This window comes from Pseudoalteromonas sp. MBR-15 (assembly GCF_053628915.1).
The window spans coordinates 211781-238629 of the sequence record NZ_JBRJHH010000003.1; the positions used below are offsets into that span (position 1 = coordinate 211781).

Sequence of the window (26849 nt, forward strand, 5' to 3'; positions counted from 1 at the left end):
TGAGCTTCACTCTGGTTTTTTAGAACTAAAAATAAACACAACATAAGTAGGAACACCCGTGAGAAATCAACTAATCAAACCGTGTGCTATCGCGCTTGCTGTAACGAGCGCTTTATGCCAGCAAGCTTATGCAAATGAAGCTGAAGAAGTTAAAATTGCCCGTCAACAAACAACGAACTCTGTTAATGTTGAACCCGAAGCCAAAGAAGACGTTGAGCAAATCATTGTTACTGGTTCACGCTTAAAGCGTGATAGTTTTTCTGTAACAACCCCCTTAGTAACGATGGATAAAGCGGCGATTGAAGACACTGGTTTATCTAATTTATCAGATATACTTGTGGATAATATGCCCGGTTTAGGTATAGATATTGGTAACACGACTAGCCAATCAAATAACTCTAATACGGGTTTATCAACTGTTGAACTTCGTAATCTAGGTGCTAATAGAACTCTTACCCTAATAGATGGTCGTCGTGTTGTAGCAAATAGTTACAGTGGTAACTATGTAAGCCTTAACACTATCCCTAGTGGTATGGTTGAACGTGTTGAAATCATTAGTGGTGGTGCCTCTGCTACTTATGGCGCTGATGCCGTAGCCGGTGTAGTTAATATTATTACCCAGTCGAAAAAAGAAGGCTTTGACTTTTCGGCTAAAACTGGCCGCACTGATGAAGGTGGAGGTAAAACCTTTACCATAGATGCAAACTACGGCAGTTCATTTGCAGAAGACCGTGGTTATATGTATGTCAGTGCAAACTGGGACCGCGATTTTGGTATTAGTTACTACGATAGAAAACGTGCCCAGATGGAAGCCGACGTATTCTATAACGAAGATGAACTATGTAATGGTGTTGGCACAACTACAGGCGACCAATGTATGCGCGATACCACACGTGCTGATTGGCGAGATAGAAGTGACGGTCTTCCTGGCGGTGTTTTCTTAGAAAGCTCAAAGAATGATACGCAGTTTTGGTATGACGGTACAAATTTACGTGATGATTGGGCTGGAAACGAAGAATTATACGGCATCAACTCAGCTCAGTATGTAATGTTAAACGTACCGAGTGATAACTTATCACTTGCTCTAAAAGCTGATTTTGATATCAATGATAGCACTACTGCATATGCGCAAGTGCAATTTAGTAAAAGTGGTTCATTTAATAACAAATCACCAGAAGACACATCAGAAGGCAGTGAGGTCGTTTATATTAACCCAACGACTGGTGAAGCAGAACCATTCTCAGCTGGTTATATTCCTATTGATAACCCTTACGTACCGCAAAGAATTATCGATAGCGACCCGTATAAAGACCGTATATATTGGGACCGAAGATTCAATGAAGTGGGCAATATTAGCACTGACAATAACCGCGAGACAATTCGAACATGGGCGGGCTTACAAGGCACTATGTTTGATGAAATGTGGGATTGGGATGTTTCTGTGGGTTATGGTCGATACAAGCAAAAACAAGTACGCGCCAATGAACTTAGCTTAGTACGTTTAGCACAAGCCCTTGATGCTGAAAAGCTAAATGATGGCACTATTCAATGTGCTGACAGTGATGCACGTGATGAAGGTTGTGTTGCTGTTAATTTATTTGGTGAAGGCTCTATCACACCTGAAATGGCTGACTGGATCCGCTCGACACCAGTACTTGAAACAACCAATGAACAACTTACCTTAATGGGTTACATTAGTGGTGATTTATTCGAATTACCAGCGGGTTATGTGTCGTCTGTTTTTGGTGGTGAATATCGTAGAGATTCGCAAGACATTAAAACATCTACAGACATGCAAACGGGCGGTATTACTTATAACTACATGCCAGAATTTTACGGTGAAATTGATGTAGTTGAGGCCTTCGCAGAGTTTGGTATTCCCCTTTTACGTGATGCTCCTTTAGCAAAAAGTTTAGACGCTGAAACATCAATACGTATCTCTAACTACGACATTGACGAAGTAGGCACTGTTGCTAGTTATAAGTTAGGGTTATTTTGGAAACCTGTTGATACACTCGCTTTACGTGCAAATTATGCACGAGCTCAACGCGCTCCTACAATTACCGAATTCATGTCACCTGAACGTGGTGATTACGATTCATACAAAGACATCTGTGATGGGGTGACAGCAACTTCTGACGATATAGGTCACAATAACTGTCGTCTAGATCCAGCTATCGCAGCTCTAATTACAGAGGATGCTAGTTTTGAACTTGATGATGACAACAGTGGTTATTCTCCATCATCTGGTAACAGTAATATAAAAGAAGAAACCGCAGATACTTATACTGCTGGCTTTACTTATTCACCAGAGAGTCTAAAAGACTTCAATTTAGCGGTTGATTATTACGATATCGCAATTGAGGATGCAATTGATGAAATAAGTAATGAGAATATTCTATATCAATGTTACGCATCAAATACTGGCTATGGTACGACTAACCCATTTTGTAATGATATTACCCGCGGTAGTGATGGACAAATCAATAAGATACAGCAGCGTGAATATAACCTTGATGAAATTAGAACTCGCGGTTATGACGTTGTAGCTACCTATAACTTTGACCTAGATGACATGGGTAATATCGCAGTCAAACTTGATTACAACCATATCATTGAACACTCTCAAACATTTTTAGGTGAAGATGGTGATTTCGTAACAACCAACTATGTTGGCTATGGACGAGGTAAAGATAAAGCTGCATTCTCGCTTTCGTGGAGCAATGAAAACTTACGTATTCGTTGGAGCTCTCAGTTCCAAGGAAGCTTCCGAGAAGATGAACAGCTAGATCGAGATTACGAAAAAGCGATTGCTAAAAATACTGAAAAGTGTGCAAATGAATCAGCTGATTGTATTAGTAACCCTGAGCCACTTGCATTTCAAAAGTTTGGCTCATTTATAAAACACAACTTAGCAGCTTCATACACTATGGAACTAGATAATAACAGCGAATTACGTTTATCAGGTGGTATTAACAACATCTTTGATAACAATGGGGCGTTTTTCCCACATGGAACAGGTAACTTCAACTCTGATTGGGGTGGTGGTAAAGGCCGCTATATGTTTATTGGAGCGCAATATAGCTTCTAAAAAAATATTTTAATGCTCCCAAGCAATCCCTGGTAAAGGCGAAGCGTGATGGCTTCGTCTTTTTTTCACCATGTTTGTACCTCAATAAGGCGTGATTCTGCTCGGGCGTATTCAAATGCTAACTTGTGGCCTTGATACAACTCACTTATGCTCCCCTCAGCTGATATAATCAACAGCCTATTTCTATCATAAAATTCATCCACTAAAGCAATAAAACGCCGCGCTTCATCATCTAAAAAATGTTCTTGCAAATCTTGTTTCTCACGCTGATAACTGTCTTCAATACCGTGTACTATCTGCTTACCTGTCGCACCTCGTCCCATAACGGGGACGTTAAGCAAATACACTCGCTTAAACTGCTCAGCTAAATAGATATAATCAGCCGTACTGCGTGCTCCTGAGCACAGCGCCATAAAATCAAACATAATGGCTTCTTTTGCCTTTAGCACGTAGCAAATATGTCGATTGTGAACCGTTATAGCCTGGTGCTCAGTAATTGCTTGCTCTTGCGCATAAAAGCGCTCTTTTATTGCTTCATCATTATTGATAACAAAGTGTTTATTTTGTTTTCCAAAGCGAAGCCGATGATCAGTCTCGCCCGCAACACTCATCACACAGCAATGTTGTTGTAATAAATCAATAGTCGGTAAAAAACGTGCACGTTGTAGGCCATTCCAATATAGCCTCTCAGGCTGACAATTTGAGGTGGCAACCAGTACAACTTGATGCTCGAATAGCGCTTCAAAAAGCCCTGCTAAAATCATTGCGTCGCCAATATCAGAGACAAAAAATTCATCAAAACAAAGTAGTTTAATTCGCGTGGCCCACTCTTTGGCTATAACAGACAGCGGATTTTTTTGTCCTTGTAATTCTCCCAAACGTGCATGCACTTGCTTCATAAAATGGTGAAAGTGCAACCGCACTTTTGCTTCGATATCGACATGATGAAAAAACACATCCATCAGCATCGACTTACCGCGTCCAACTGGACCGTGCAGATAAAGGCCTTTAATTGGCTTTCGTCTTTTCCAGAAAGGTGTTGGGGCTGTTAACTCAAAGGCTAAACTATCAAGCGCAGTAATGGCATTGCGCTGAGCAACATCATCACTTAAGACTCCCTGCTCTATTTGCGCATTGTAGTACTGTAAAATTTGTCCTTGCTGTACTGTCATAGGTCACTAGTATCCGCTATACTCGCCGCCATTGTAGCCGACTAAAAATGTGATCCCAATGAAATTTCCATGCCGTTTAGATAAATTTATCAGCCATATTGCAGAGTTACCTCGCAGTAAAACCAGAGCGGGTATAAAACGTAAGTACGCTAGCGTTAATGGTGAGGTGATCACCTCGTTTGATTATTCAATTACTCAAGAAGACGATGTACGTTGGCAAGGCGAACCGTTAGTATTTTTAGGTAAACGCTACTTTATGCTTAATAAGCCCTCAGGCTATGTATGCGCAAATAAAGATGACTTACACCCAACTGTGTTTGACTTATTAGACGAACCAAACATGAGTGATTTTCATGTTGCCGGACGCTTAGATATCGATACGACAGGTCTTGTTATCATCACTAACGATGGCGATTGGTCACACAAAATTACGGCCCCTAAACACAATAAATTCAAAACGTATTTAGTTGAAACACAAGAGCCTATCGATGAAGACGCTATTTTAGCTCTACAGCAAGGTGTGCAATTACATAACGAAAAAGAGTTAACTCGCCCAGCCATTGTTGAGCAACTTGCGGGTTACAGTTTACGTTTATCAATCTGCGAAGGTAAGTACCATCAAGTTAAGCGAATGCTTGCCGCTGTTGGCAATAAAGTCGTTGAATTGCATCGTGAAAAAATAGGCGACATTCACCTTGATGAAAACTTAAATAGTGGTGAGTATCGTCCGCTAACAGACGCTGAACTGATACTCTAAATAGGGACTTGAGTAAAAATCATGATAACGCTGTCATTTTTTCTTAATTAATGCTGATAAACATGGTAGAAGATTAAAGGGGAAATAATAAAGGAGGCTGACTGTGTTATCAGGACTAGCTTTAAAAACAAAAATCACCTTTTTTGCTATCGCTATTTTTATCGCGTTATCAGCGATAGCTTTACTAGGTTTGCAATCATTACGTCATGCCAGTGAAAGCGACAATATCGCTCGCATAAACCAACTAATGAAAAGTACTACCAACATTGTAGAACAATTTGAGTTGATGGTTAAAAACGGTCAACTTGAAGAAGCACAAGCCAAAAAACTCGCAATCCAAGTACTTAGAGAAAATAAATATCACGACTCTGAATACGTGTATGTGGTCGACAACAACCTTGATTTTGTTGCTACTCCGCATGATCCCGAGTTGCATGGTACGAGCTTTAATGACTTTAAAGATGCCAGTGGTAATAGTATTGGTCGCATGGTTGAAAAACTGGTGGGTAATACTACCAATAAAATTATTACTTATCATTGGGACTCTGTCCGTGACGGTGAAACCGTCGACTTAACCTCTGTCGTGCAAAAAACACCTCTGTTCGGTTGGTATGTTGGTACTGGTATCAGCGCAAAAGAAGTTGATGAGCGCTACTGGAGCACCGCAAAATGGTTGCTCGCTTTATCAATGCTCATTGCGATAGCTCTCACGTTTGCTATCGCTCGGTTTGGCTCATCACTCACCAATGCTTTAGGCGGTGAAATTGATGAAGTAATTGGCATTGTTAAAAACGTATCGCGTGGTAATTTACATTCGCCTATTCGCCAAGATGCTCCTAGTGAAAGCATTATTGCCGCAATGCATTATATGCAACAAGGTTTGCGAGGCGTTGTTGGCGGTATTAAAGACGTGACCGACAGCTTACAAAATCAAAGTGTTGACAATGAATCACGTTCAATTGAACTTGATAGACTTACTCGCAGCTTAAATGAGGAAACGCAGATAGTCGCCTCTGCAATTACCGAATTAACCGCCTCAGCGCAAACCGTCGTTGAGCATGCTGAGCAAGCCGCTTATTCAGTCCAAGAAGCTGAGAATCAAGGGCAAAGTGCCAGCCATTTAACCAACGAAGCAGCCGAAACCATTGCCCTGTTAGAGAAGCAAATTGACAATGCGGGCAATAACATTCAAGTACTTGATGATGAGGTAAATAATATCGCTAACGTACTTAGCGTTATTCAAGGTATTGCTGAGCAAACAAATTTACTTGCTTTGAATGCAGCCATTGAAGCCGCCCGAGCGGGGGAGCAAGGTCGTGGTTTTGCCGTTGTCGCCGATGAAGTGCGTGGTCTTGCGCAGCGTACTCAAACCAGTACCGAAGAAATACGTAATATGATTGGGAAACTGCAATCAGCAACGCAAGACGCTAAATCTTCCGTGTCGTTAAGTATTGCAACCAGTGAACAAACGGTAGAAAAGTCGACTAAAGCAAACGAAGCGCTTAATCGCGTCGCCAGCTCGCTTAGTGCCATTGCTCAAATGAGTCACCAAATTGCAATTGCAGCGAAAGAGCAGCTAGATGCAGGTGAAGATACGGCAAAACGTATTGTGACCATCTCTGATACCGCAGCACAAACAGCCAATGTATCAAATCAAGCACACACTGCGACTGATTTAATTAAAGGCCTCACCACAAACTTAGAAACCGAAACAGCTAAGTTTAGCTAATGAGTACACTTAACGTGTTATTTATGTGCATTTGTCATAATGAGTTCTCAGTGTGTCAGCACATTTAAAACAACACAGTACATGACACTAAAAAGCCCAGAAAACAACTGGGCTTTTTATTATTGATTACCTAACTAAGGCCTGAACTGTACTAGGATTTAATCTGTACCAAATCAAAGTCAGCCATCCCTGGTACTATTTTTTGCAACCGTGACTCGGTAACATCTAACGAGTTCAAACACTCACAATACTCAGAGGCTTTCATTTCAAGTTGCTCTGCTTTCTTTTGGAGGGACTTATCTATTTCTTTAGATATAATATCCATACGCTGTCCCATGTCGTTGATGCGGTCTTCAATATTCCCTTCGCGAGATTTAAAGGCATCCCCTAACGAAACTAAAATAGCGCCTAATGAACCATGCACCGCTGAGTGAATTTTTTGACTGATCTCTTTGGTAAAGAAATCATCAATTTTCGATAATGATTGCGGAGCAATAAAGAAAAAGTCATCACCGCGCTTAAATTTATCCATCAACGCGCGTTCTACATATTGTAGTTGAGTTTTTAATACTTCAGGCTCTTTATCAGACATCCCTTCAACAACTTGTTCAATTGCGCTCAACCCTAAATTCACACCGTCAGTGGCCAGTTCAACTAATTCTGGCACCGTATCTCGGATACCAAGACTAAATTGCTCAACAACTTTGGTTTCTTCTGGATTTAAATCAACCCAATAACCACGAATAAACAGCTGGTTATTATTATTAATTTGCACACGAGTTTGGCCTTTATCAACAATACGAATGACATCGTCAGTAATAATTAAGCCATGACTTAGCTCGACCTCACATTGTTTTTTTTCTAACGAGGCATAACTAGAAAAGCTAGAGAATGCAATGGCCGCTGCCAATAACGAGCGAGAGAGTAACGCCATATACACCCCAAAAAGACAAAAAAGAGAGGCCGCTAGATTAGCAAATATCCAATTTTATGCAAGTAAAACGCCAAGGCCTAACGTCGCTTTCACAATAGCTTAAACGTTCATCCATGGTAAGGCTTGGCGTTTTACTTTTTAGACTAATAAGTTAAATTGGCGAGCCCGGAGGCATGGGTAATGCCTTAAAGTTATCCGGCCATTTCCCCGTGTCTAAAAATTGCGACACCTGCTCGCTCAAAAATTGCTTAAATGCACTGTTCCCTACCGAGGCACTGCCTAGCATTGACTCTTGCTGATAACTTTTTGCAAGCTTTGCCAAGTAATAACGAAACTGCGCTTGCACCTCAGGATCAACCTCATCACTGGCAACTAAATCAGCGAACTGCTTTGCCGTTAACAGTTGTACACGCTGAGTTATTTTACCCGCTAGGCCGTCATCCATTTTTTGCTCAAAAATTTGCTGATACGTTTGTGCTAATAACGCATCTAACCCATAAAACGCATCGCTTCTGGCGTGTTGTTGTGCCAAACGGTTAACACGTTGACTATTAAACAGTAAGCTTAAACTATGTGTCGCCGCCACTTCGGGAAGTGCCATTGCATCAAGGGTCAGTCCTGTACGACCAACAATACTCTCACGTGATTTTGACTCTCCGTACGCTTTTGGCGGAATAAGCGATAATATCGATTCAGGCAAGACAAGATTATCAGCCTTAAGCGTTTCAAGAAGCGCATTAACGGCTAATTGTTGCGTTTGTTTTGCAACCACCTGTGCACCTTTAGGTTGTGAGCCATTTCGTACTTCATATTCGTAGTTTACGCCAGCTACGAGCTTTACTGCAGCTTCAACTTGATAGCGGTGGAACAAATATAACGGCACTAACATTTCCTCTAACTGCGACAATGCAGTACCCGTTTTAATATTATGAATACCAAAACTAGCGAGTGCTTGTTTGCGCACAGCAAGTACACGCACTAATTCATCACTGGGCGAACTGCCATTATCCCAAAGATGTCCCGTAGGGTGTGCCCCACCTTGTGCCCGAGCATCACTGTCTGAGATGAACTCAAGACCTTTACTTTTGTTTTCGGCAAGAATAGCAGCAAGCTGCTTTGTTTCATCTTGATTGCTAAAATCACTGTAGCCATATTTAACGACTTGAGTATCCCAAACGCCCATCCCAGATGCATAGCCGCGACTAACATCCAATTTACCTTGCTCATTAAAACTTAATAAAGGATGCGGGTAATCCATGACAGAGGCTCTGTCGGCAACAGACGCTGCAAAGTTGTGAGAAATACCCAGAGTGTGCCCTACTTCGTGCGCACTGAGTTGGCGAATACGGTCAAGCGCCATCGCATGTAAACGCGTTGCCACTTCATTCCCTTCTAAATACGGGGCAGCTAATGCTTCTGCTAGTAAGATATCTTGACGTACACGCAATGAACCAAGAGTCACGTGGCCTTTAATAATTTCACCCGTACGTGGGTCAATCACTGAACTGCCATATGACCATCCTCGGGTTGCTCTATGCACCCATTGAATCACGTTGTAGCGCACATCCATAGGGTCAGCATCATCAGGCAGCACCTTCACAATAAAGGCATTTTTGTAGCCTGCTGCTGTGAAAGCATCGTTCCACCATTTAGCCCCATCTATCAGTGCTGTTTTCACTGGCTCAGGCACACCTGGATCTAAATAATACACAATCGGCTCAATGGGCTCACTAACTGGTAAGCTTGGATCTTTTTTAGCTAAACGGTGACGCGGGATATAACGCACATACATGGTTTCATCCAGTGGTGCCGCATAATCTTTATGTTCAATACTCCAAAAACCAGCCTGCGGATGGAATTTACGCGGCGTGTAGTTGTCATCGGGTAATTTAATTAAAGAGTGATGCATGTGCACTGTCAGCGCATAAGGGTGCGCACTAACTTGACGAACATACTTACCAGGGTTGCTACCTTGAAAGGTTAAAACCGCTTCAAGCTCAGTATTTTCTGGGAATGCGTTTGAGCGCGTTAAATACACCGCACTTCGATTGGCGTCTACATTAAAACTACCCTGCCCCCGAGCTGCTAAGCTGCGAGTAACGCCATGCACATCACTTAATAAGTAAGGAGTGTAATCAATTAGGGTGGCAGAATCGGATTGGGCGACAACATCAAAGCCGGCAAGAATACTTGACGCGAATGCCTCTTTTATACTTTGTTGTTCAGCGACATTAGTAGTGTTAGCGCGATAATACGTATTGAGTGCACGTAACATGACTTTATCGCCAAAACGCTCGAACTGCACAAGGTGGGTATTGCCAAGTTGCCCTCGGTCTAGACCAATATCATTCGAGCCAACGCCATACGGCAAGCTTTGTTGTAATAAAAACGGCTGCGTGAGTTTATCTACCTCAACATAGACTTTGCCGTTTTCAGTGTCGTAATAAAAGGAAAAGTAACCTGAAAAATGTGTCATTTTTTCAGTAAAATCATTTATAGACTTAATTGCTGCGTGTGCTTGGGGTATCATAGTAAGTAACACAGCTAAGAGCAGGTATCGTAGTAATGGTATTTTTTGCATAATCTTATCTTTGTTATTCGCGTTTTAAATACTGTACAGGTATTAGGCAGTATAAAGTATCGCCGATAAAAAACAGCTATTTAAGACGAAATTCAGCGCTTGCTAAGACATTCTCTCTCACACTAAAAAATGTCTAGCTACAACGTTATCAGGAAAATAGAATGCGTAGACTCCCACCGGTATTGTTAGAAGATGGCTGCCCACGAGAACTGATTTCATTGATCAGAACGGTTCTTGCGGCATGTAAAGAAATTTCATTCCGTGTTGGCCAAGGCGCCCTTTCTGGCGTATTAGGGTCAACTCTTGATGAAAATATTCAAGGTGAAACACAAAAGAAGCTTGATGTCCTTACCAACCAGCTTTTAAAAGATATCTTATTAGAATCGGGCTACGTAAAAGCCATCGCTTCTGAAGAAGAAGATTTCACTGTAGCAGGGAATCCGGACGCAAAGTATATTGTGGCGTTTGACCCGCTTGATGGTTCATCAAATACCGACATAAACTCCTTAGTTGGTACTATTTTTTCAATAATGGAAGCCCCTGAAGGTGCAGACCCAGCTGACCAAAGCATTTTCATGCAACCAGGTAAAAACCAAGTTGCGGCTGGTTATGTTTTATATGGCCCATCGACAGTACTGGCATTAACAACGGGTAAAGGCACTCGCTTTTTTACGTTAGATAAAACACACGGTACCTTTTTATTAACAGAAGACTTTGCCAGTATCCCTGAAGAGACCAGTGAGTTTGCAATTAACGCCTCTAACCAACGTCATTGGCAACCGGCTATGCAAAACTACATTACTGACTTGATTGCTGGTGATACAGGTCCTCGTGGACGCAACTTTAACATGCGCTGGATTGCCGCAATGGTCGGAGATGTTCACCGCGTGTTATGTCGAGGGGGGATTTTTACTTACCCTACTGACACAAAAGATCCCAATAAACCAAACAAATTACGTTTACTATACGAAGCAAACCCTATGGCAATGTTAATTGAACAAGCTGGCGGTATTGCTTCTACCGGCACTGAGCGCATTATGGATATCCAACCTAATGCCATTCACCAACGTGTTGCGGTGATTTTAGGTTCCAAAAACGAAGTAGAAACTTGCTTGAGTTATCATAAGTAGCGACAGCTATTAAAAATAATAAAACCGTGTTTGTTAAAGCAGCACGGTTTTTTATTACTCACTCCCGGTTGTGCAATCACAGGGCCAACAAAAGTTACTTAATAAGTGCTAATAACGTAATCAGCGTCTCTTTATTCAGCTCGCCCATTTGCTCAGCATTACTCAACGCAAAAATAGCCCCTTCAACAGCACTTTCATCGATATCTTGGCGTGACTCTAAAACACTCGCCCATAATTCTAACTCATCAATATCAATTTCATTGCTGATCACACGCTCTAGTACATTACAAAAAGTTGCTTTTGTTAGTGTATATATAGCGCCTTGATCATCTGCGGTATTAACGATTACAGCCACAGCTTGCTCGCGTTTCTTACCAAAACTCGCAAACTGACTTAGTGCGTCTAATTTATCCATTTGCTATGCTTACCTATTAATACCAAAAAATTACTTCTAGCCAATGACCATCCTTAGTTGTTCACAGTGTAATGCGACACTGACATGTCGTGCCGACGATATAAACGCATGCTGGTGTAATGAGTTACCTGCTATTTTACCACTTGATGACGCCGCAACATCCTGTTTATGCCGTGATTGTACAATTAAAAAGATAAATCTATTTTTATCTACACTATATGAACAGCCCCTTGCACAGCAATTGGCTTTTGCTAAACCCTTTTCGCATCATGGAAACTTAATAGAAAATCTCGATTACACAATGCAGAACAACTACATGGTATTTAGCCGCTGGTTCTTTTTAAAGCGTGGTCATTGCTGTTCCAATGGCTGCACTCACTGCCCATTTACCGATAAATAACAGTAAAGTAGAGTATTTATTCAATTATTTTGCATTTAATTGCAAATAACGCATGACTGCAAGAATAAAAATACATTATAATTGGATATAAATTCACTTAATATCCTTTATTTATTGCTTAAACTATTAACTTAGTGTGTTTTTTAAGCATAATTTTACTGTAACTTTATCGGAATCAAACATGAATACCTTTAAGCCTGCTCTACTTGCCAGTGCAATTTCTGCGGTTTTAATCAATAGCAACATCGCACTCGCTGCTGATGATACTGTTGAACTTGATAAATCAATTGAAACTATTCAAATCACTGCAACGCGACGAGCAGGTTCAGTACAAGATGCGCCACTTAATATCACCGCTTTAAATGGTGATGTAATTAGCGATCAGAATATTGGCGATCTTGAAGATGTTGCACGCTGGGTACCCGGTTTAACAATTTCTGACCAAGGTGGTCGTGAAGGGTCTCCGATCATTGTACGTGGTCTTAATACAAATACCTCAGACCGTATTTCTGACAGTGGCACTGTTGCAACTTATGTTGGTGAAATACCGCTCAGCATCGATTTGCGTTTAACTGATGTTGACCGTGTAGAGGTCCTCATTGGTCCGCAGGGCACCCTGTATGGTGCAGGTACTTTAGGTGGCGCAATTCGCTATTTATTAAAGCAGCCAGAACTTGATATCACTGAAGGTAAAGTAACCGGTGATGTATTCAGCATGAATGAAAGTGATGGCACTGGCGGTGAGTTTGGTGTGGTATTTAACACCCCACTCATTGACGATAAACTCGCATTACGTGCCAGCTTGAACTATTACGATAATCCAGGTTACATTGATTACACCCACGTGGTTAAAGAGCCGGGTGTGTCTAACCCAAATCCTGACTTTAGCGACAGTAGCGACGTTAATGCGAACCTTAAAAGCGTCAGTGACGTGAACGATGAGCAAATTACCACTGCCCGCTTATCACTTCGTTGGTTAGCAACAGAAACAGTTGATGCAACGCTTAACTACTTCTATCAAAAACAAGAAAATGGCGGCAACTCAACATCGCAATACGGCTCGTTGGCTGATAGCAGTGCTTTGCAAGGCGTACTAGGTAAATACGACAATGTCGCGCGAGTGCTTGAACCTGGAGAAGAAGAAAACGATTTATTAAGCTTAGAAATAAAAGCAGATCTTGGTTTTGCTGAACTTGTTTCAGCATCTGGCTGGTCAAGCTACGAGCAGTCGGGTCAACGAGACCAAACAGACCTACTCTACGATATTTGGTCTGGCTATGCTGATTTCCCTGCATTTGTTGGTTACACGCACGATACATCAGAGCGCGATAATTTCACTCAAGAGCTGCGCCTCGTATCAAACAGCAGTGGTAACCTCAACTGGATTGTCGGCGGTTTCTACAACAAACTAGAAAGCCACTCTGATGACCGCGAGTATACGCCGGGTCTTACTGAGTACTGGGGGGGTGGCATTTTAAATGTAGAAGAAGATCTTGAATACATTCTCATTTCAGATAATGAAACCACTGAAAAAGCTATTTTCGGTGAAATTGGCTACAGCATCACTGATCAGTTTGATGTCACTTTAGGTGCGCGTTTTTATGAATATGACGTATCGACTTCGTCGGGCTCTGCAACACCACTATATTCAGGCGACTTTGATTCACTTGATAACCTAGTAATGGAAAATGTCAGTGCAAGCGATAGTGGTAACTTATTTAAGTTTAATGCTAATTACACGTTTGATAATGGTATTCTTGCTTACTTTACCGTCAGTGAAGGTTTCCGTATTGGTGGTGGTAATGGGATTGCACCATGCCCAGACGTATTGCCAGAGCAACAAATCGTTTGTGCACTTCCAAACGAAGAAGATTATAAACCGGATACCACCGTTAACTACGAGCTTGGTTTTAAATCATCGTGGTTGCGTAATCGCTTGCACTTTAATGCCGCGCTATTCAACGTTGATTGGAAAGATGCGCAAGTCGGCAGCAGTACTGTTAACGGCCAAGAACTTATCACGTCAAATGCAGGCTCTGCCAACTCAAAAGGTGTTGAACTGTCTACCCGTGCCATGATTGGCGACAGATGGGCTGCTTATGCAACCTACGCGTACGCTAAAGCAGAGCTAACTGAAGATACACCTTATTTATTTGGTGTTCTTGATGACAAACTTGCACACTATCAAAGCTACTATGACGGCGCAAAAGGAGACCGTTTACCGGGAGCACCTGAACATCAGTTCTCATTTGGTCTGCGTTATGAGCAAGACATCCTCGGTGATAAGTTACTTAGCGTAAACTACGGGATTACAGCCCAAAGCGATGTAATCACAAAAGTAGGTTTAAAAGCTGACGGTGAAATACTGCCAGGTTACGCTCTTAGCAATTTATCAGCAAAAATTACAGGCGATATGTGGTCAGCAACCTTATACATCGATAACCTTTTTGATAAGTATGCATTTACCTCTGTACGCCGTGATAAGTCATGGGCAGGACAGTCTCAATATGCTGAGCTAAACAAAGAGTTACCTGAGTTACAACGTGTATATGGCCACTACACAACAGCACCCCGTACTATTGGCTTAAAATTTAGTTATAACTTTGAGCTATAATTAGCCTATCTCATAAAAGCCTTGCTGGTTTACCGCAAGGCTTTTAAGATGAACCATGCTTAATAGTACTCAACACGCGCTTCGCACACATATACATCAACTTCTAGCGAATAAACAACTGGCTGAAGCCCACCAGCAGTTAGTTTTACGCCTGCAGCAAAACCCGCATGATCACGTTAGCTACTTTTTACTCAGTGAAGTAAATACAGCTGCCGGTGATTTAAATAAAGCGGTTAAGTTAATTGAAAAAGCCCTCAGTATTGAGCCTTTAAATATTTATCATTTAAACCTCGCTAAGCACCTTATATTGCGAGGGGAGATAAGTCGCGCCACTGTTCATTATAAAAGTGCAATGGCAACACAGCATTACAGTGCGTTGGAGTTAGATACACTCGCCAACATTGCAACTCGCTTAGGCTATTATGATGATGCCCTTACATTTCAACAATCAGCCTATCAACTTGATAAGCAAACACCTCAAATAAGCTATAACTTAGCAGTGGCCTTAAAAGTTCACGGCCTGTTTGGCGAAGCTAAAACATTATTAAAGCAGCTTATTACTGAACACGAGCACTATTATCAAGCCCATTATTCACTGGCCGAGTTGAACAATACCGAAGAAGCTAAGCAGCACTTAAACGTGTTACACCCCCAAGCTCAACGCGTACATACAGCGAGTGATCAACAGGCGTATTTCCATAGTCTTGCTTTAAATTATGAGCATTTAAACGACTACGAGAATGCATTTAAGTACTTTACGCACAGTAAACAAGCTATTGCGCAACAACTTAACTATCAATCACAGCAACATCGTCAGTTCTGCCAAACATTAATGAGACACAGCACACACAGTCAATTAACCCCTAGTAACTCTGACTTTGCCCCTGTGTTTGTTGTAGGGATGCCGCGGTCAGGCACCACTCTCGTTGAAAAAATACTTAACCAAAGTGATGAATTACAAGGGATTGGCGAACTGAATGATATCGCACAACTCATGCAACATGGCACACAATCAAACCGTGTTATTGATAGTGAAATGTTCGCAAAGGCTTACGCTAGCGCTGACATTCACCAAACAATAACCCACTACCAACAACGAGCCGAAAAACTCAGTAACACACTGCGCAGTTGTGATAAACAACCGTTTAATTTTTACTATATTGATTTTATTTTAGCGGCTTTTCCTCACGCCAAAATAGTGTGTATGCAACGAAATTGGCATGATTGCAGCGTAGCCAATTACAGGCAGTTATATAACCCGCAAAGTGTCTTTCACCATTACAGCTTTACATTTTACGATATTGTCGCCTTTCACCAAGACTACACCGCTTTAGCGACGCACTTTGCCACTAAGTACCCTAAACAAGTGTATTTACAGAGTTACGAGCAGTTAGTCGAAGAGCCAATTAAACAAACCCAAAAGCTTTATGCATTTTGTAACTTAAATTGGCAAGCAAGCTGTTTGGCATTTTATAAAAATAACGCAGCATCTGCGACAGCGAGTAAAAAGCAAATTCGCCAGCCACTTAACAAAAATAGTATCGGCAGCTGGCATAACTACGCTGCATTTATTGATGCGGACCTTTTTCAATAGGTAAATCGTGACAAGCTCCCCACTCACTCCATGAACCATCGTAAACCCGAAGGTTAGTATAACCACACTCATCCGCACACAAAGCAAGGGCACAGGCCGTCACTCCTGAGCCACAGCTAAATTGCAGCTGAGTGTGTCCATTTACATGTGAGTTGAACAATGTGTGTAATGCATCAAGAGACTTAAGCTCCCCGTCATTCAATACATCTGACAAAGGTAAAGAACGACTACCCGGAATATGACCACTGCGCATGCCATCACGTGGCTCTGCTTGCTCGCCAGTAAAACGAGCTGTAGGCCTTGCATCTAGCGTGATAATACTCGTATCTGAAAGTGAATTTAGTACCTGTTCTGCCGTGATAAAATAATCTTTACGGGGCTGTGCGACAAAGTTACCTTTTGTTGTCGGCGTGTAATACTCAGAATGAACATCAAATCCCTGAGCCAACCACTTTGCTAAACCTCCACTTAAGACTTTTACGTTATCAAAGCCCATAGCCTTAAACATCCACCATGCCCGTGCTGAACTAAATAAACCTTGGTCTTCATAAATGACAACACGTGAATTCTGATTAACTCCCGCGACTTGCATGTGTTCGGTGAATTGCTCGCTACTACACATCATACTTGGGACCGGATTACTGTTATCAGCCAGTGTATTTTTAAAATCAAAGCGCTGTGCATTCGGTAGCATAGCGGCTGGAGCGTAGCTGCCCTCCTGACCTGGGCGAACCATACCCGCATCAAAAATAACCAGATCCTTCGCTGTCAGGTTATTATTTAACCATGAGGCTGAGACTATATTTTTCATTTAATTCCTGTTTAGTCATAAGTGTTTAAACGCTGCAAACGCAATTCATCAAACTTTCAAATTCTGGATGTATCTTTTATTCTAAATGTTAGAATAAAAATTAGAAAAGGTTAATTAATAGAAGTCATGTCAGTTCCTATATTTGTCATTAACATGCAAGGCAGTGAAAAGCGCTGGAAAACACTCAATAATAGACTTACGAACATAGGTATCAGCGCCGAGAGGTTTCCTGCGACAATTGGCAAGGAACTCACTAAAGAGCAATTAGATGAGTGGTATTCACCGCAAAACAATAAACAAAAATATCATCGTGACTTAACGCTAGGCGAAATAGGCTGCTATGTAAGCCACATGCGTATATGGCAAAAAATGGTCGATGAAAAAATTAATCATTGTTTAGTGCTTGAAGACGACCTGTTTATTGAAGAGCACCTAATATCAATCATAGAATTATCAAGTTCGCTGCATGGTTGGGATCTCATTAAGCTTTCTGACAACAGAGATTTTCCGTTTATTGATAGCAAAAGCCTTCAACATAATTTCACACTTGGTAATTATCGAAAAGCCCCAAATGGCACACAGGGATACTTAATAAGTTTACCTGGAGCAAAAAAATTACTTACTCGAAAACCCTTCTGCCGGCCTGTCGATGTGGATATGCAATTCCATAGCGAGGTAGGGCTGCAAATGCTAGGTATCAAACCCTATCCAATTTCAGAAGACAGAAGTTTTGAAAGTGATATAGTGATGGCAAATTCAGGAAGGCACTCATCACGATCCACATTCCTTAGGAACCTAAAGTATAGAACTTACATGTATTTGCAACGAAAAGTGAAAACAGCAGATATTGAGAAAATAGTTATAACAAATATATAAAAACGGATTGTTGAAGCATATTTAAATACTAATGAAAAACTTATCAACTATAAATAACCTCTCAATCAGCGGAAATGTACTAATTGTATTACCAAAATTTATTGGTGATGTTGTCAACTGTACCCCTACAATCGGCATATTAAAAAATCTTTATCCACAAAAACAAATTTACGTTCTTGCTCGTCCTCATCTAGTTGATATTCTTGCTAGAGATGAAACAATCCATGTTATCAGTGATGAAAGGTTTAACAAAAACCAACCTACTTCTTTATTAGGCCAAGCGAAAAAGTTAAAAGAAAAGAATATAGGACTAGCAATCATACTCCGTAATTCTCTTTCTGAAGCACTACTATGTTACGCAGCGTGTATAAAGTTTCGTGTTGGTTATGCACAAAACGGCCGCTCTCCACTCTTAACACATAAGTTTAAGCTGAATAAAAACCACCATTATATTTATCGTTATTGTCGCTTAGTCAATGAAAGTCACGGCGAGCCTTTCTCCCAATTTCCCAATACCAATTTACATTATAAAAAAAGTAACTTGATAATTAAGAAAAGTGAAAGAAAAAATATTGGTATTTATTTTGGCGGGACAAACAAAGGACACCGTCACTATCCTGTAGACTTAGCAATTGACGCTTTGCAAAAAATAAATGCTGAATATAAAAGTTGTCATTTCTATCTTGTCGGCGATCCAACTGAAAAAAAAGACTCAGAGCTTCTAACTTCTCAGCTTCAACAAGATACAATCCATATCACTAACTTAGTTGGTAAAACATCACTTATTGAAATGATTGATGTAATTGCTAGCTTAGACTTGCTAATATCAATCGATTCTGGACCAATGCATATAGCTGCAGCTGTCAATGTTCCTTTCATTGCCGTTGTTGGTTTAGGTACTTCACCTTGGAGCACGGTTGCTCCAAAACAAAAAAATTATATTGCCTTAGTCGCCAATGGTCAGCAACTTAAAGAAAGTGAATTTATTCGCGATATAAAGCCTGAACAGATTAGTCATGCTGTGACTCAGCTTATTTAAAACGAGTAATAGCAACTCGCTTAATTAAGTGGTCTATTTTGAGACAATAAAACCTCGTTGATAACAAAGCAAAAATTTCGTTATTTAGTTGTTCTCGGCAATTGCTCCTGCATTGCTCTACCTCCTGCATCCATGCAGTCGTAAATAAGAAATTTTTAACACAGGTAGTGACGGGTTTAATCCCTCACAATGATTAAGCACTATTGCGGGTTGGTATCATATTTAACCCATCTCGAAACAAAAAAGCCAAGTGCCCTTTTAGCAAACTTGGCTTTTATACGCTACATCAGTGCGTCACTTACGAAAGAATACAGCTTAGCCCTGCTTAATTAAGCCGTATTCTGTATCTAAAATGGCAATCACTTCACTGCGTGGATCACTTGGAATAGTGATCTCTTGGCCAATGATCTTACTTGCAATACCCACATAAGTATCAGATACCTCAAGCATCACAGATTCTGGCAAGGTGTAGTCTTTTGCAAGCTGCTCACGCTCATCCATACGATCTTTGTTTAATAATACATCACTGTCAGGCACATTATTGATTAATAACTGACGGAAGCCTTCTTTAGAGTTTTCGATAATTTTACCATCGCGATACGCTTGCCCATCCCAAATACGTGATGAATCAGGTGTACCCACTTCGTCGATGTATATAAGTTTGTCAGAACCATCAACGTCTTCAACGTAACCAAACTCAAATTTCGTATCTACAAAAATTTGGTCAAGTTTAGCAAGCTCTTCGCTGATTAATTTAAAGCCTTCAACCAGTAACTGTTCGTACTTCGCAACATCATCTTCCGACTTAAAATTAAACACTGACAAGTTATTAGTGATGTTTTCACGCGTGATATTGACATCATCCACTTCGGGGATCTCAGCTACGCCGGTAATAATTCCTTTCGTTGAAGGAGTGATAAGTACGTTATCTAGCTTTTGATTTGCTGTTAGACCTTCTGGTAAATCGATACCACAAAAGTTACGGGTACCCTTTGCGTAATCGCGCCACATGCTGCCCGTGATGTATTGGCGTGCAATTGCTTCCACTTTGACTGTACTTGCTTTGCGTACAATCCACACATAAGGGTGAGGAATATCAACGATATGGTTACCAGCAAGGCCTGCTTTATCAAACAATTTAAACCAATGAGATGCAACTGAGTTTAACGCGATCCCCTTACCAGGCACGCCATTTAAGCCATTCTCACCTTGCCAAATACAATCAAATGCTGAAATACGGTCAGAGATAACCATAATAGCAAGCTCAGTCCCCTTTGGAACCTGATACCCTTTTTCACTAATTAAACGCGCGCTGTCCTCATCAGTTAACCAATAAACTGAACGCACTTTACCACTGTGTACCGCACCTTTGGTACGGATCGGTAAATCATCGTTTACGTCTAAAACTTTATAGCTAGTCATGCTATCTCCGATAGTATTTGGCATGCTCTTAAAAGCACATGTATGGGATTGGGGTTATGGCCGCCTATAATAATCTAGACGCTGTGAAAGCTCAATCATTGCGCTCAGATCCGCTACGAGGCTCCGCAGATAAAATCAAAAAAAATTAAAATCTCCGTAATTTTGCTGTCATAAACAATATTTAGCTATAATACGCCTCTCGCAATAGGAGGTTTTTTTGGATTACTTAACAGCTACCGCAGAAAAAAAATACTTAATGTATATTTCACAAAACTATTCGTACGCTATTTTGCGCCCATTACAGCAAGAAATCTTAGCGCGCGGTGGCCAAGTTAGGTGGTTTTTAGAGGGTAGCAACGTTAATCATGAATTCTTAAATGAGGGTGAACAGACTCTGAGTACAATAGAAGAAGTTCACAACTGGCAACCTGATGTTGTTTATGCACCTTCAAATATTATTCCTACATTTATTCCAGGAATTAAAGTCGGCGTTTTTCATGGGTTTGATGCCGGAAAGCTAAACAGAAAAGGCGAGAATGATCACTTTAAAATTCGTGGTTGTTTTGACTTATATTGTACTCAAGGACCGAATACAACGGCTCCATTTAAGGCACTTGCAACAAAACATGGCTTTTTTGAAGTGAAAGAAACCGGTTGGCCAACGCTCGATCCGTTCTTTTCACAGATCGCAAATAACCCTTATAAAAACCCAAATGATCCTAGAAAAACCTTATTGATCTGCTCAACGTTTTCAAAGCGATTATCGCTAGCCCCTAAACTTTACGAACACATTAAAGCATACAGTCAGCAAGGTAAGTGGCGTATTTTAGTGCAATTCCACCCAAAAATGCCGAGTGAGTTAGTCGAGCAATATAAAGCCTTACAAAACGATAATTTAACTTTCGTAGAAACCGATAACGTATTACCGCTACTACAAGCGGCAGATGTCATGCTCTGTGATACCTCCTCTATTCTGCTGATGTTTTTACTGCAAAGAAAGCCCGTGGTAACTTTTTGTAATCAAGCACCCGATGAGCACCTTATTGATGTAACAAACCCAGATAAAGTTGAAGACGCAATCGATTATGCGCTCACAACGCCTTCTGAGCTGATGACAAAAATTGAGCACTTTTGTCAGCAGTTGCACCCCTACCAAGATGGCTTATCGAGTCAGCGTGTACTTGCAGCAAGCAATGAATTACTATTGAACAATCCAGTACTTAAGCCAAAACCACGTAACTTTATTCGTAATTTTAAAATGCGTAAAAAGTTAAATTACTGGCGATGGTAACAACGAATAGGTCGTTATGATCACGCTTTCAAATGTGCTATTTAAATGGCACGCACAACAAGCTTCGCCCACCATTAATATTGCTTCGCTGCATATTGAGCAAGGTGAGCATGTGTTTTTACATGGCCCGAGTGGTTGTGGTAAGTCGACGCTATTGTCTTTGCTTGCGGGCGTCACCACTCCCAACCAAGGGACTATCACTCTTTTAGATAAGGCTATTAACCAATTAAGTAATAGTAAACGCGATCGTTTTCGAGCCGATCACATTGGTTATATTTTTCAAAAATTTAACTTATTGCCGTATTTATCACCTATTGAAAACGTAATTTTAGGCTGCCAATTTTCTAAATTACGGCAAAAGCAGGCGCTTAATAACAGCCCTTCTATTAACCTTGAAGCAAGTCGTCTTTTAACAGCACTTGGTTTGACAGATGCGTTACAGCATCAGGCTGTCTCTAAACTGAGCATCGGTCAGCAACAACGGGTTGCAGCTGCACGTGCATTCATTGGCAGCCCTGAAATTATTATTGCCGATGAACCGACCTCCGCACTCGATACACAAAATCGCCAAGCATTCGTTAAACTGCTGTTTGAACAAGCTAAAGCAACGCACAGTACACTGGTATTTGTAAGCCATGACGAAACCTTGCAAGGGCTTTTTAAGCGCAGTGTTAACCTTGTTGAGTTACAAGGAGGCACACATGTCGCTGCTTAAACTCGCGATTAAAAGTTTACTAAACCGCAAAGCCAGTGCCTTACTCACCTTATTTACGATTGCCATTAGCGTCATGCTCTTGATGTCAATTGAGCGAGTGCGGGTCGATGCTAAAAGTAGCTTTAGTAACACGATTTCCGGCACTGACTTAATTGTTGGTGCTCGCACCGGCGACATCCAATTATTGTTATCTTCGGTGTTTCGTATTGGCCATGCTAATAACGGGGTTAGCTGGCACAGCTATCAATACATTACGCAACAACGTGGCGTAAAATGGGCCATTCCACTGTCGTTGGGTGATAGTCACAAAGGCCTGGCAGTGCTCGGGACCAATAAAGATTATTTCAACCATTATCGGTTCGGAAAAAAGCAGCCTCTTCGTTTTGCATCAGGCCAGCAGTTTAATCACTTATTTGAAGTGGTGCTGGGTTCAGAAGTTGCCAGTTCGCTTAATTATAAATTGGGCGATAAAGTCGTTATTGCGCATGGCATGGGTAACACTAGTTTTCATAATCATGATGATAACCCATTCACGGTAGTCGGTATTTTAGAGCCAACAGGTACGCCGGTTGATAAAACTCTCCATATACCACTTGCTGCAATTGACACGATTCATGGTAAATCTCATACGCACGAAGCCGACCATGTCGAAGATGAATCTCATGAGCATGAGCATGAGCTTGAGCTTGAGCTTGAGCATGAGCATGAGCATGAGCATGAGCATGAGCATGAGCATGAGCATGAGCATGACGAGATTAATTTGGTTGGAAATCCTAAGCAAATTACCGCTTTTTTGCTTGGCTTCGATTCACCGCTTTACACATTACAAGTTCGCCGTAATATCAACCAATATAAACCGGAGGCTTTATTAGCGATTATGCCGGGAGTCACATTGCGTGAACTGTGGGAGATGCTGTCAATTGTCGAAAAAATCTTGCTGCTGTTTTCCATCGTCGTGGTCTTAATTAGTTTACTTGGTATGCTAACTAGCCTGTTATCGAGCCTAAACCAACGCCGAAGAGAGTTGGCAATTTTGCGTTCTGTTGGCGCGAGACCGTGGCATATATTCACCTTGATCAGTGTTGAATCGATTCTCATCACTGGGTTAGGTTGCCTGCTCGGCATTGTACTGTTCTATGGCTTAATGCTACTGAGCGCAGATTACTTGCAAAGCCATGCAGGAATAAGTCTAAATATAGCGTTATTGTCATCCTATGAACTCATGCTATTAGCTGCGATAATAGCAGCAGGCTTTATTGTTGGGTTAATTCCTGCGACCCGCGCGTATTTCTACTCACTTGCAGATGGTATGAGTATTAAAATTTAAGGAATGTTATGCAGTTTTTTCAAAAGTTTGCAGTCTTAGCGACATTATTACTATGCACAGGGGCTTATGCTGGACCACCAAAGGAAATCTTCTGGGAAGATTTAATCCCTAAAGGGCACGTGCAAATTGACACGCAAGCACAAGCAAACCATGAAGGCAGCGAGCAAAACTGGGTACAACCAGACCTTGATGCTCCTGTAGTCAAAGAACTTGATGGCCAATCAGTCAGTCTTCCGGGCTTTGTCGTCCCGCTTGAAGGGGACAGTGAGGTAATTACTGAATTTTTACTTGTGCCGTATTTTGGTGCTTGTATTCATGTGCCACCTCCACCGCCTAATCAAATTGTTCATGTAACCATTAAAGGTGGCGTACCAATCGAGAGCCTATATGATGCCATTGTGGTAACAGGGGTAATAAGCACTGAGACTTGGTCCGGTGAAATAGCCCAAGTAGGCTATAAAATGAAAGCCGTCGGTGTTGCCTCGTTCGAGCTATAATTAAAAAGCACGCCAACGGGCGTGCTTTTTACTGCCTTATTAATACACGCTTATTTTTGGCAATTTGCACAAAACACGGTACTTCTTTGGCCTAATCTAATTTCTTTTAACGGCTCTTTACAGGTAACGCACGGCTCACCTTTGCGGCCATACACCAATAATTGCTGAGCAAAATAACCCGGTTTACCATCACTTTGCGCAAAATCTTTTAACGTCGTGCCGCCTTGAGTAATCGCCGCAGCTAGTGTGTCTTTAATTATAGGCACTAATTGTTGATAACGTTTTAAGGATACCTTTCCCGCTTCACGTTTGGGGTGGATCCCCGCTTTAAATAGCGACTCATTGGCGTAGATATTCCCCACACCAACAACCACGGCATTATCCATAATAAATTGCTTAACCGGTACTTTCTTGTTTCTTGATTGCTCGTAAACACGCTCAGCAAAAAAATCATCAGTAAGAGGTTCTGGGCCTAGCTTGGTCAGTAAAGTATGGCATTCGCCAGGTGCTTGCCATAAACATGCCCCAAAGCGGCGCGCATCATTTAGCCTAAGCGCTTTTCCAGACTCTAAAACAAACTCGATATGGTCATGTTTTTTAAGTGGTTCATCGGCATTCACAACGCGTAAATTGCCTGACATTCCCAAATGTAATATGACACTTCCACGCTCACAACCCAGTAATAAATACTTTGCTCTGCGTTCAATCGAGTTAACTTTAAGACCTTGTAACTGATATACATCATCAGGCACTGGCCAGCGCATGCTGGCATTATGAATATTCACTTTAGTCACTACGTGGTCGAGCACATGCGGAGTAATCCCCAACCGACTTACTTCAACTTCTGGTAATTCAGGCATCTGTCATTCTCTTAAACGGATATAACGGAAATAACTGAGTGGCATCGGCGTGTTCAAGCGCAAATACACGCTGTAACCGCTTATCGAGTAGGTAGTAATTTCCTTCAATGGTATAAAGTTGATACACCGCAGGTAATTGCTCACCCGCTAACCACACTGAAGCAACATAGTTCGCTGATGTCTTCGAAAGCTTACTCACAGGTATACTTGCAAGATTGAGCTGTTGATGCTGCCACAGCTCAACTAATTGCTCTAACGCTTGTTCATCCCCGTGCCATGTTGTTTCTTGTAATATTTGACTACGCCAAGAAGTGCCAATTCGCTCAATTTTAAGTTCGGGAAATGCCATCGCCAAAATAAAACTTTGTTCAGGTAGCAGCGCGTGCATGCCGTCCTCTGCAGGTTGAGTATTGAGCTTTTTATGTAAACCATTGAAGAAAAAAATCATCAATAGCATTGAAATAATGACCACATTATTCCACGCTTTTCTGCTCAATCGCATGTGTATCTTCCTCTACTTTCAATACGTTAAAGTGTAACTAAAATTCTGGTTAATTGGCAGTTGTAATTGATCAACAAAATTTCATGTCTGTTATGTATCAATCTGTAGAGACTTTGCTAAAATATCTGCCAAATTTAAAGGAGTTCCGTCAATGTCAATGTATGTAGTGGGCCATAAGATCCCTGATTCAGATTCAATTTGCGGTGCAATTGCGCTTGCTTACTTAAAAAACCAAATCAATGAACCGGCCATTCCAACGCGTTTAGGTGAAATATCACCTGAAACACAATTTATCTTAGATAAATTTGGCTTCGAAGCACCTGAGCTTAAACTTAGCTACGCAGGTGAAGACGTTTATATCGTTGACCATACAGAAAAAACACAAGCACCTGATGACATCGACGAAGCACGCGTTGTAGGTGTAGTCGATCACCACAAATTAGGCGACTTAACATCATCAACACCTCTTGAGTGTTGGATTCGTCCGGTGGGTTGCTCAAATACCATTATTAAAATGATGTATGATTTTTACAATGTAGAAATCCCGAAAGACATCGCGGGCATCATGTTATGCGCTATTTTAAGCGACACCGTTATCTTTAAATCACCAACATGCACCACTGCTGATATTAAGTGTGTTGAAGCACTTGCTGACATTGCCGGTATCGAAGATTTCAAAGAACTTGGCATGGAAATGTTCAAAGTAAAATCTGCAGTAGAAGGCACGCCAGCTCGCGACCTAGTTATGCGTGATTTTAAAGACTTCAACATGAACGGCAAGCTAGTCGGTATTGGTCAACTAGAAGTCATTGACCTTGCTGTTTTTGATGAGATCAAAGCAGACCTTGAAGCTGACATCGTGAAGCTAAAAGAAGAAGGCGGCCGTCACTCAGTATTACTACTATTAACAGATATCATGAAAGAAGGCTCACAGATGCTGATAAGCTCTGATGACGTTGCTGTTATTGAAGCGGCATATGATGTTAAATCTGAGAATGGCAAAGTATGGTTAGATGGTGTTTTAAGCCGTAAAAAGCAAGTTGTACCGCCACTACAAGACGCATTCGCAAAAATCTAATAGTCATTCGCGGT

Annotated in this window: 22 protein-coding genes; 14 read left to right on the top strand and 8 right to left on the bottom strand. The window is 41.3% G+C overall.

The annotated features are described in order from the left end of the window. Positions 1 to 58: 58 nt before the first annotated feature. Positions 59 to 3091, top strand: a complete 3033-nt coding sequence (locus tag ACSSVW_RS05995; RefSeq protein ID WP_421419289.1) for a TonB-dependent receptor plug domain-containing protein — start codon at positions 59 to 61, stop codon at positions 3089 to 3091. Positions 3092 to 3156: 65 nt separating this feature from the next. On the opposite strand, the gene zapE is transcribed toward ACSSVW_RS05995, so the two are convergent. Further along, positions 3157 to 4263 (bottom strand): cell division protein ZapE, encoded by a 1107-nt coding sequence (gene zapE, locus ACSSVW_RS06000; protein WP_421419288.1) that lies wholly within the window; start codon positions 4261 to 4263, stop codon positions 3157 to 3159. A gap of 58 nt (positions 4264 to 4321) precedes the next feature. On the opposite strand from zapE, the gene rsuA reads away from it, so the two are divergent. Together rsuA and ACSSVW_RS06010 are read left to right on the top strand one after the other, a co-directional pair. Next, a complete protein-coding gene (gene rsuA / locus ACSSVW_RS06005; protein ID WP_421419287.1) occupies positions 4322 to 5020 on the top strand; it encodes a 16S rRNA pseudouridine(516) synthase RsuA in 699 nt (232 codons plus the stop codon). A 103-nt stretch (positions 5021 to 5123) separates the two neighbouring features. Then, the gene (locus ACSSVW_RS06010) at positions 5124 to 6749 is read left to right on the top strand and encodes a methyl-accepting chemotaxis protein (RefSeq protein WP_036971082.1); all 1626 of its coding nucleotides are present in this window, start codon (positions 5124 to 5126) and stop codon (positions 6747 to 6749) included. 151 nt (positions 6750 to 6900) lie between these two features. Here the strand turns inward: ACSSVW_RS06010 and ACSSVW_RS06015 are convergent, their stop codons facing one another. Together ACSSVW_RS06015 and ACSSVW_RS06020 are read right to left on the bottom strand one after the other, a co-directional pair. Beyond that, positions 6901 to 7683 (bottom strand): YggN family protein, encoded by a 783-nt coding sequence (locus ACSSVW_RS06015; protein ID WP_036971085.1) that lies wholly within the window; start codon positions 7681 to 7683, stop codon positions 6901 to 6903. Positions 7684 to 7834: 151 nt separating this feature from the next. Then, positions 7835 to 10264 (bottom strand): zinc-dependent metalloprotease, encoded by a 2430-nt coding sequence (locus tag ACSSVW_RS06020; RefSeq protein WP_454179012.1) that lies wholly within the window; start codon positions 10262 to 10264, stop codon positions 7835 to 7837. 161 nt (positions 10265 to 10425) lie between these two features. Here ACSSVW_RS06020 and ACSSVW_RS06025 point away from each other — a divergent pair, with 161 nt between their 5' ends. Next, positions 10426 to 11394 (top strand): class 1 fructose-bisphosphatase, encoded by a 969-nt coding sequence (locus ACSSVW_RS06025; protein WP_036971090.1) that lies wholly within the window; start codon positions 10426 to 10428, stop codon positions 11392 to 11394. A 94-nt stretch (positions 11395 to 11488) separates the two neighbouring features. Here ACSSVW_RS06025 and ACSSVW_RS06030 read toward each other — a convergent pair whose 3' ends face one another. Continuing rightward, positions 11489 to 11809, bottom strand: a complete 321-nt coding sequence (locus ACSSVW_RS06030) for a hypothetical protein (RefSeq protein WP_182396117.1) — start codon at positions 11807 to 11809, stop codon at positions 11489 to 11491. 43 nt (positions 11810 to 11852) lie between these two features. Here ACSSVW_RS06030 and ACSSVW_RS06035 point away from each other — a divergent pair, with 43 nt between their 5' ends. From ACSSVW_RS06035 to ACSSVW_RS06045, 3 genes are all read left to right on the top strand, one after another. Further along, positions 11853 to 12209, top strand: a complete 357-nt coding sequence (locus ACSSVW_RS06035) for a DUF5522 domain-containing protein (RefSeq protein WP_074988837.1) — start codon at positions 11853 to 11855, stop codon at positions 12207 to 12209. A 181-nt stretch (positions 12210 to 12390) separates the two neighbouring features. Next, positions 12391 to 14823, top strand: a complete 2433-nt coding sequence (locus ACSSVW_RS06040; RefSeq protein ID WP_454179013.1) for a TonB-dependent receptor — start codon at positions 12391 to 12393, stop codon at positions 14821 to 14823. A gap of 55 nt (positions 14824 to 14878) precedes the next feature. Next, positions 14879 to 16417 (top strand): tetratricopeptide repeat-containing sulfotransferase family protein, encoded by a 1539-nt coding sequence (locus ACSSVW_RS06045; protein WP_454179014.1) that lies wholly within the window; start codon positions 14879 to 14881, stop codon positions 16415 to 16417. Here ACSSVW_RS06045 and ACSSVW_RS06050 read toward each other — a convergent pair. Next, positions 16392 to 17228 (bottom strand): sulfurtransferase, encoded by an 837-nt coding sequence (locus tag ACSSVW_RS06050; RefSeq protein ID WP_199524352.1) that lies wholly within the window; start codon positions 17226 to 17228, stop codon positions 16392 to 16394. The two genes, ACSSVW_RS06045 and ACSSVW_RS06050, sit on opposite strands and share 26 nt — an antisense overlap. 126 nt (positions 17229 to 17354) lie before the next feature. Between ACSSVW_RS06050 and ACSSVW_RS06055 the strand changes: the two genes are divergently transcribed. Together ACSSVW_RS06055 and ACSSVW_RS06060 are read left to right on the top strand one after the other, a co-directional pair. Then, positions 17355 to 18104, top strand: coding sequence for a glycosyltransferase family 25 protein (locus tag ACSSVW_RS06055; protein WP_454179015.1), 750 nt, complete (start codon positions 17355 to 17357; stop codon positions 18102 to 18104). Positions 18105 to 18135: 31 nt separating this feature from the next. Then, positions 18136 to 19143: a glycosyltransferase family 9 protein gene (locus ACSSVW_RS06060; protein WP_454179016.1), complete on the top strand. Its 1008-nt coding sequence runs from the start codon at positions 18136 to 18138 to the stop codon at positions 19141 to 19143. 315 nt (positions 19144 to 19458) lie between these two features. Here the strand turns inward: ACSSVW_RS06060 and ACSSVW_RS06065 are convergent, their stop codons facing one another. Next, the gene (locus ACSSVW_RS06065; RefSeq protein ID WP_036971109.1) at positions 19459 to 20565 is read right to left on the bottom strand and encodes a phosphoribosylaminoimidazolesuccinocarboxamide synthase; all 1107 of its coding nucleotides are present in this window, start codon (positions 20563 to 20565) and stop codon (positions 19459 to 19461) included. A gap of 217 nt (positions 20566 to 20782) precedes the next feature. Here ACSSVW_RS06065 and ACSSVW_RS06070 point away from each other — a divergent pair, with 217 nt between their 5' ends. From ACSSVW_RS06070 to ACSSVW_RS06085, 4 genes are read left to right on the top strand one after another with little or no spacing between them, the layout of a single operon-like run. After that, a complete protein-coding gene (locus ACSSVW_RS06070) occupies positions 20783 to 21856 on the top strand; it encodes a CDP-glycerol glycerophosphotransferase family protein (protein WP_454179017.1) in 1074 nt (357 codons plus the stop codon). Between the two features lie 16 nt (positions 21857 to 21872). Next, positions 21873 to 22571: an ABC transporter ATP-binding protein gene (locus ACSSVW_RS06075; RefSeq protein ID WP_454179018.1), complete on the top strand. Its 699-nt coding sequence runs from the start codon at positions 21873 to 21875 to the stop codon at positions 22569 to 22571. Further along, complete coding sequence (locus tag ACSSVW_RS06080; RefSeq protein WP_454179019.1) at positions 22558 to 23898, top strand: ABC transporter permease; 1341 nt, start codon at positions 22558 to 22560, stop codon at positions 23896 to 23898. The genes ACSSVW_RS06075 and ACSSVW_RS06080 overlap by 14 nt, the downstream gene beginning before the upstream one ends. A gap of 8 nt (positions 23899 to 23906) precedes the next feature. Continuing rightward, a complete protein-coding gene (locus ACSSVW_RS06085) occupies positions 23907 to 24395 on the top strand; it encodes a DUF3299 domain-containing protein (RefSeq protein ID WP_454179020.1) in 489 nt (162 codons plus the stop codon). Positions 24396 to 24445: 50 nt separating this feature from the next. On the opposite strand, the gene mutM is transcribed toward ACSSVW_RS06085, so the two are convergent. After that, the gene (mutM, locus tag ACSSVW_RS06090; RefSeq protein WP_196857573.1) at positions 24446 to 25255 is read right to left on the bottom strand and encodes a bifunctional DNA-formamidopyrimidine glycosylase/DNA-(apurinic or apyrimidinic site) lyase; all 810 of its coding nucleotides are present in this window, start codon (positions 25253 to 25255) and stop codon (positions 24446 to 24448) included. Next, the gene (locus ACSSVW_RS06095; RefSeq protein WP_454179021.1) at positions 25248 to 25757 is read right to left on the bottom strand and encodes a hypothetical protein; all 510 of its coding nucleotides are present in this window, start codon (positions 25755 to 25757) and stop codon (positions 25248 to 25250) included. Before ACSSVW_RS06095 ends, mutM begins: the two co-directional genes overlap by 8 nt. Before the next feature lie 151 nt (positions 25758 to 25908). On the opposite strand from ACSSVW_RS06095, the gene ACSSVW_RS06100 reads away from it, so the two are divergent. Continuing rightward, positions 25909 to 26835 (top strand): manganese-dependent inorganic pyrophosphatase, encoded by a 927-nt coding sequence (locus ACSSVW_RS06100; RefSeq protein WP_036971127.1) that lies wholly within the window; start codon positions 25909 to 25911, stop codon positions 26833 to 26835. Positions 26836 to 26849 lie beyond the last annotated feature (14 nt).

Coding starts and splice junctions, on each gene's coding strand:
- ACSSVW_RS06040 (WP_454179013.1), top strand. CDS start 12,391: ATGAATACCTTTAAGCCTGCTCTACTTGCCAGTGCAATTTCTGCGGTT.
- ACSSVW_RS06075 (WP_454179018.1), top strand. CDS start 21,873: ATGATCACGCTTTCAAATGTGCTATTTAAATGGCACGCACAACAAGCT.
- ACSSVW_RS06045 (WP_454179014.1), top strand. CDS start 14,879: ATGCTTAATAGTACTCAACACGCGCTTCGCACACATATACATCAACTT.
- ACSSVW_RS06015 (WP_036971085.1), bottom strand. CDS start 7,683: ATGGCGTTACTCTCTCGCTCGTTATTGGCAGCGGCCATTGCATTCTCT.
- ACSSVW_RS06035 (WP_074988837.1), top strand. CDS start 11,853: ATGACCATCCTTAGTTGTTCACAGTGTAATGCGACACTGACATGTCGT.
- zapE (WP_421419288.1), bottom strand. CDS start 4,263: ATGACAGTACAGCAAGGACAAATTTTACAGTACTACAATGCGCAAATA.
- ACSSVW_RS06020 (WP_454179012.1), bottom strand. CDS start 10,264: ATGCAAAAAATACCATTACTACGATACCTGCTCTTAGCTGTGTTACTT.
- rsuA (WP_421419287.1), top strand. CDS start 4,322: ATGAAATTTCCATGCCGTTTAGATAAATTTATCAGCCATATTGCAGAG.
- ACSSVW_RS06080 (WP_454179019.1), top strand. CDS start 22,558: ATGTCGCTGCTTAAACTCGCGATTAAAAGTTTACTAAACCGCAAAGCC.
- ACSSVW_RS06060 (WP_454179016.1), top strand. CDS start 18,136: ATGAAAAACTTATCAACTATAAATAACCTCTCAATCAGCGGAAATGTA.
- ACSSVW_RS06095 (WP_454179021.1), bottom strand. CDS start 25,757: ATGCGATTGAGCAGAAAAGCGTGGAATAATGTGGTCATTATTTCAATG.
- ACSSVW_RS06050 (WP_199524352.1), bottom strand. CDS start 17,228: ATGAAAAATATAGTCTCAGCCTCATGGTTAAATAATAACCTGACAGCG.
- ACSSVW_RS06025 (WP_036971090.1), top strand. CDS start 10,426: ATGCGTAGACTCCCACCGGTATTGTTAGAAGATGGCTGCCCACGAGAA.
- ACSSVW_RS06085 (WP_454179020.1), top strand. CDS start 23,907: ATGCAGTTTTTTCAAAAGTTTGCAGTCTTAGCGACATTATTACTATGC.
- ACSSVW_RS06030 (WP_182396117.1), bottom strand. CDS start 11,809: ATGGATAAATTAGACGCACTAAGTCAGTTTGCGAGTTTTGGTAAGAAA.
- mutM (WP_196857573.1), bottom strand. CDS start 25,255: ATGCCTGAATTACCAGAAGTTGAAGTAAGTCGGTTGGGGATTACTCCG.
- ACSSVW_RS06065 (WP_036971109.1), bottom strand. CDS start 20,565: ATGACTAGCTATAAAGTTTTAGACGTAAACGATGATTTACCGATCCGT.
- ACSSVW_RS06055 (WP_454179015.1), top strand. CDS start 17,355: ATGTCAGTTCCTATATTTGTCATTAACATGCAAGGCAGTGAAAAGCGC.
- ACSSVW_RS06100 (WP_036971127.1), top strand. CDS start 25,909: ATGTCAATGTATGTAGTGGGCCATAAGATCCCTGATTCAGATTCAATT.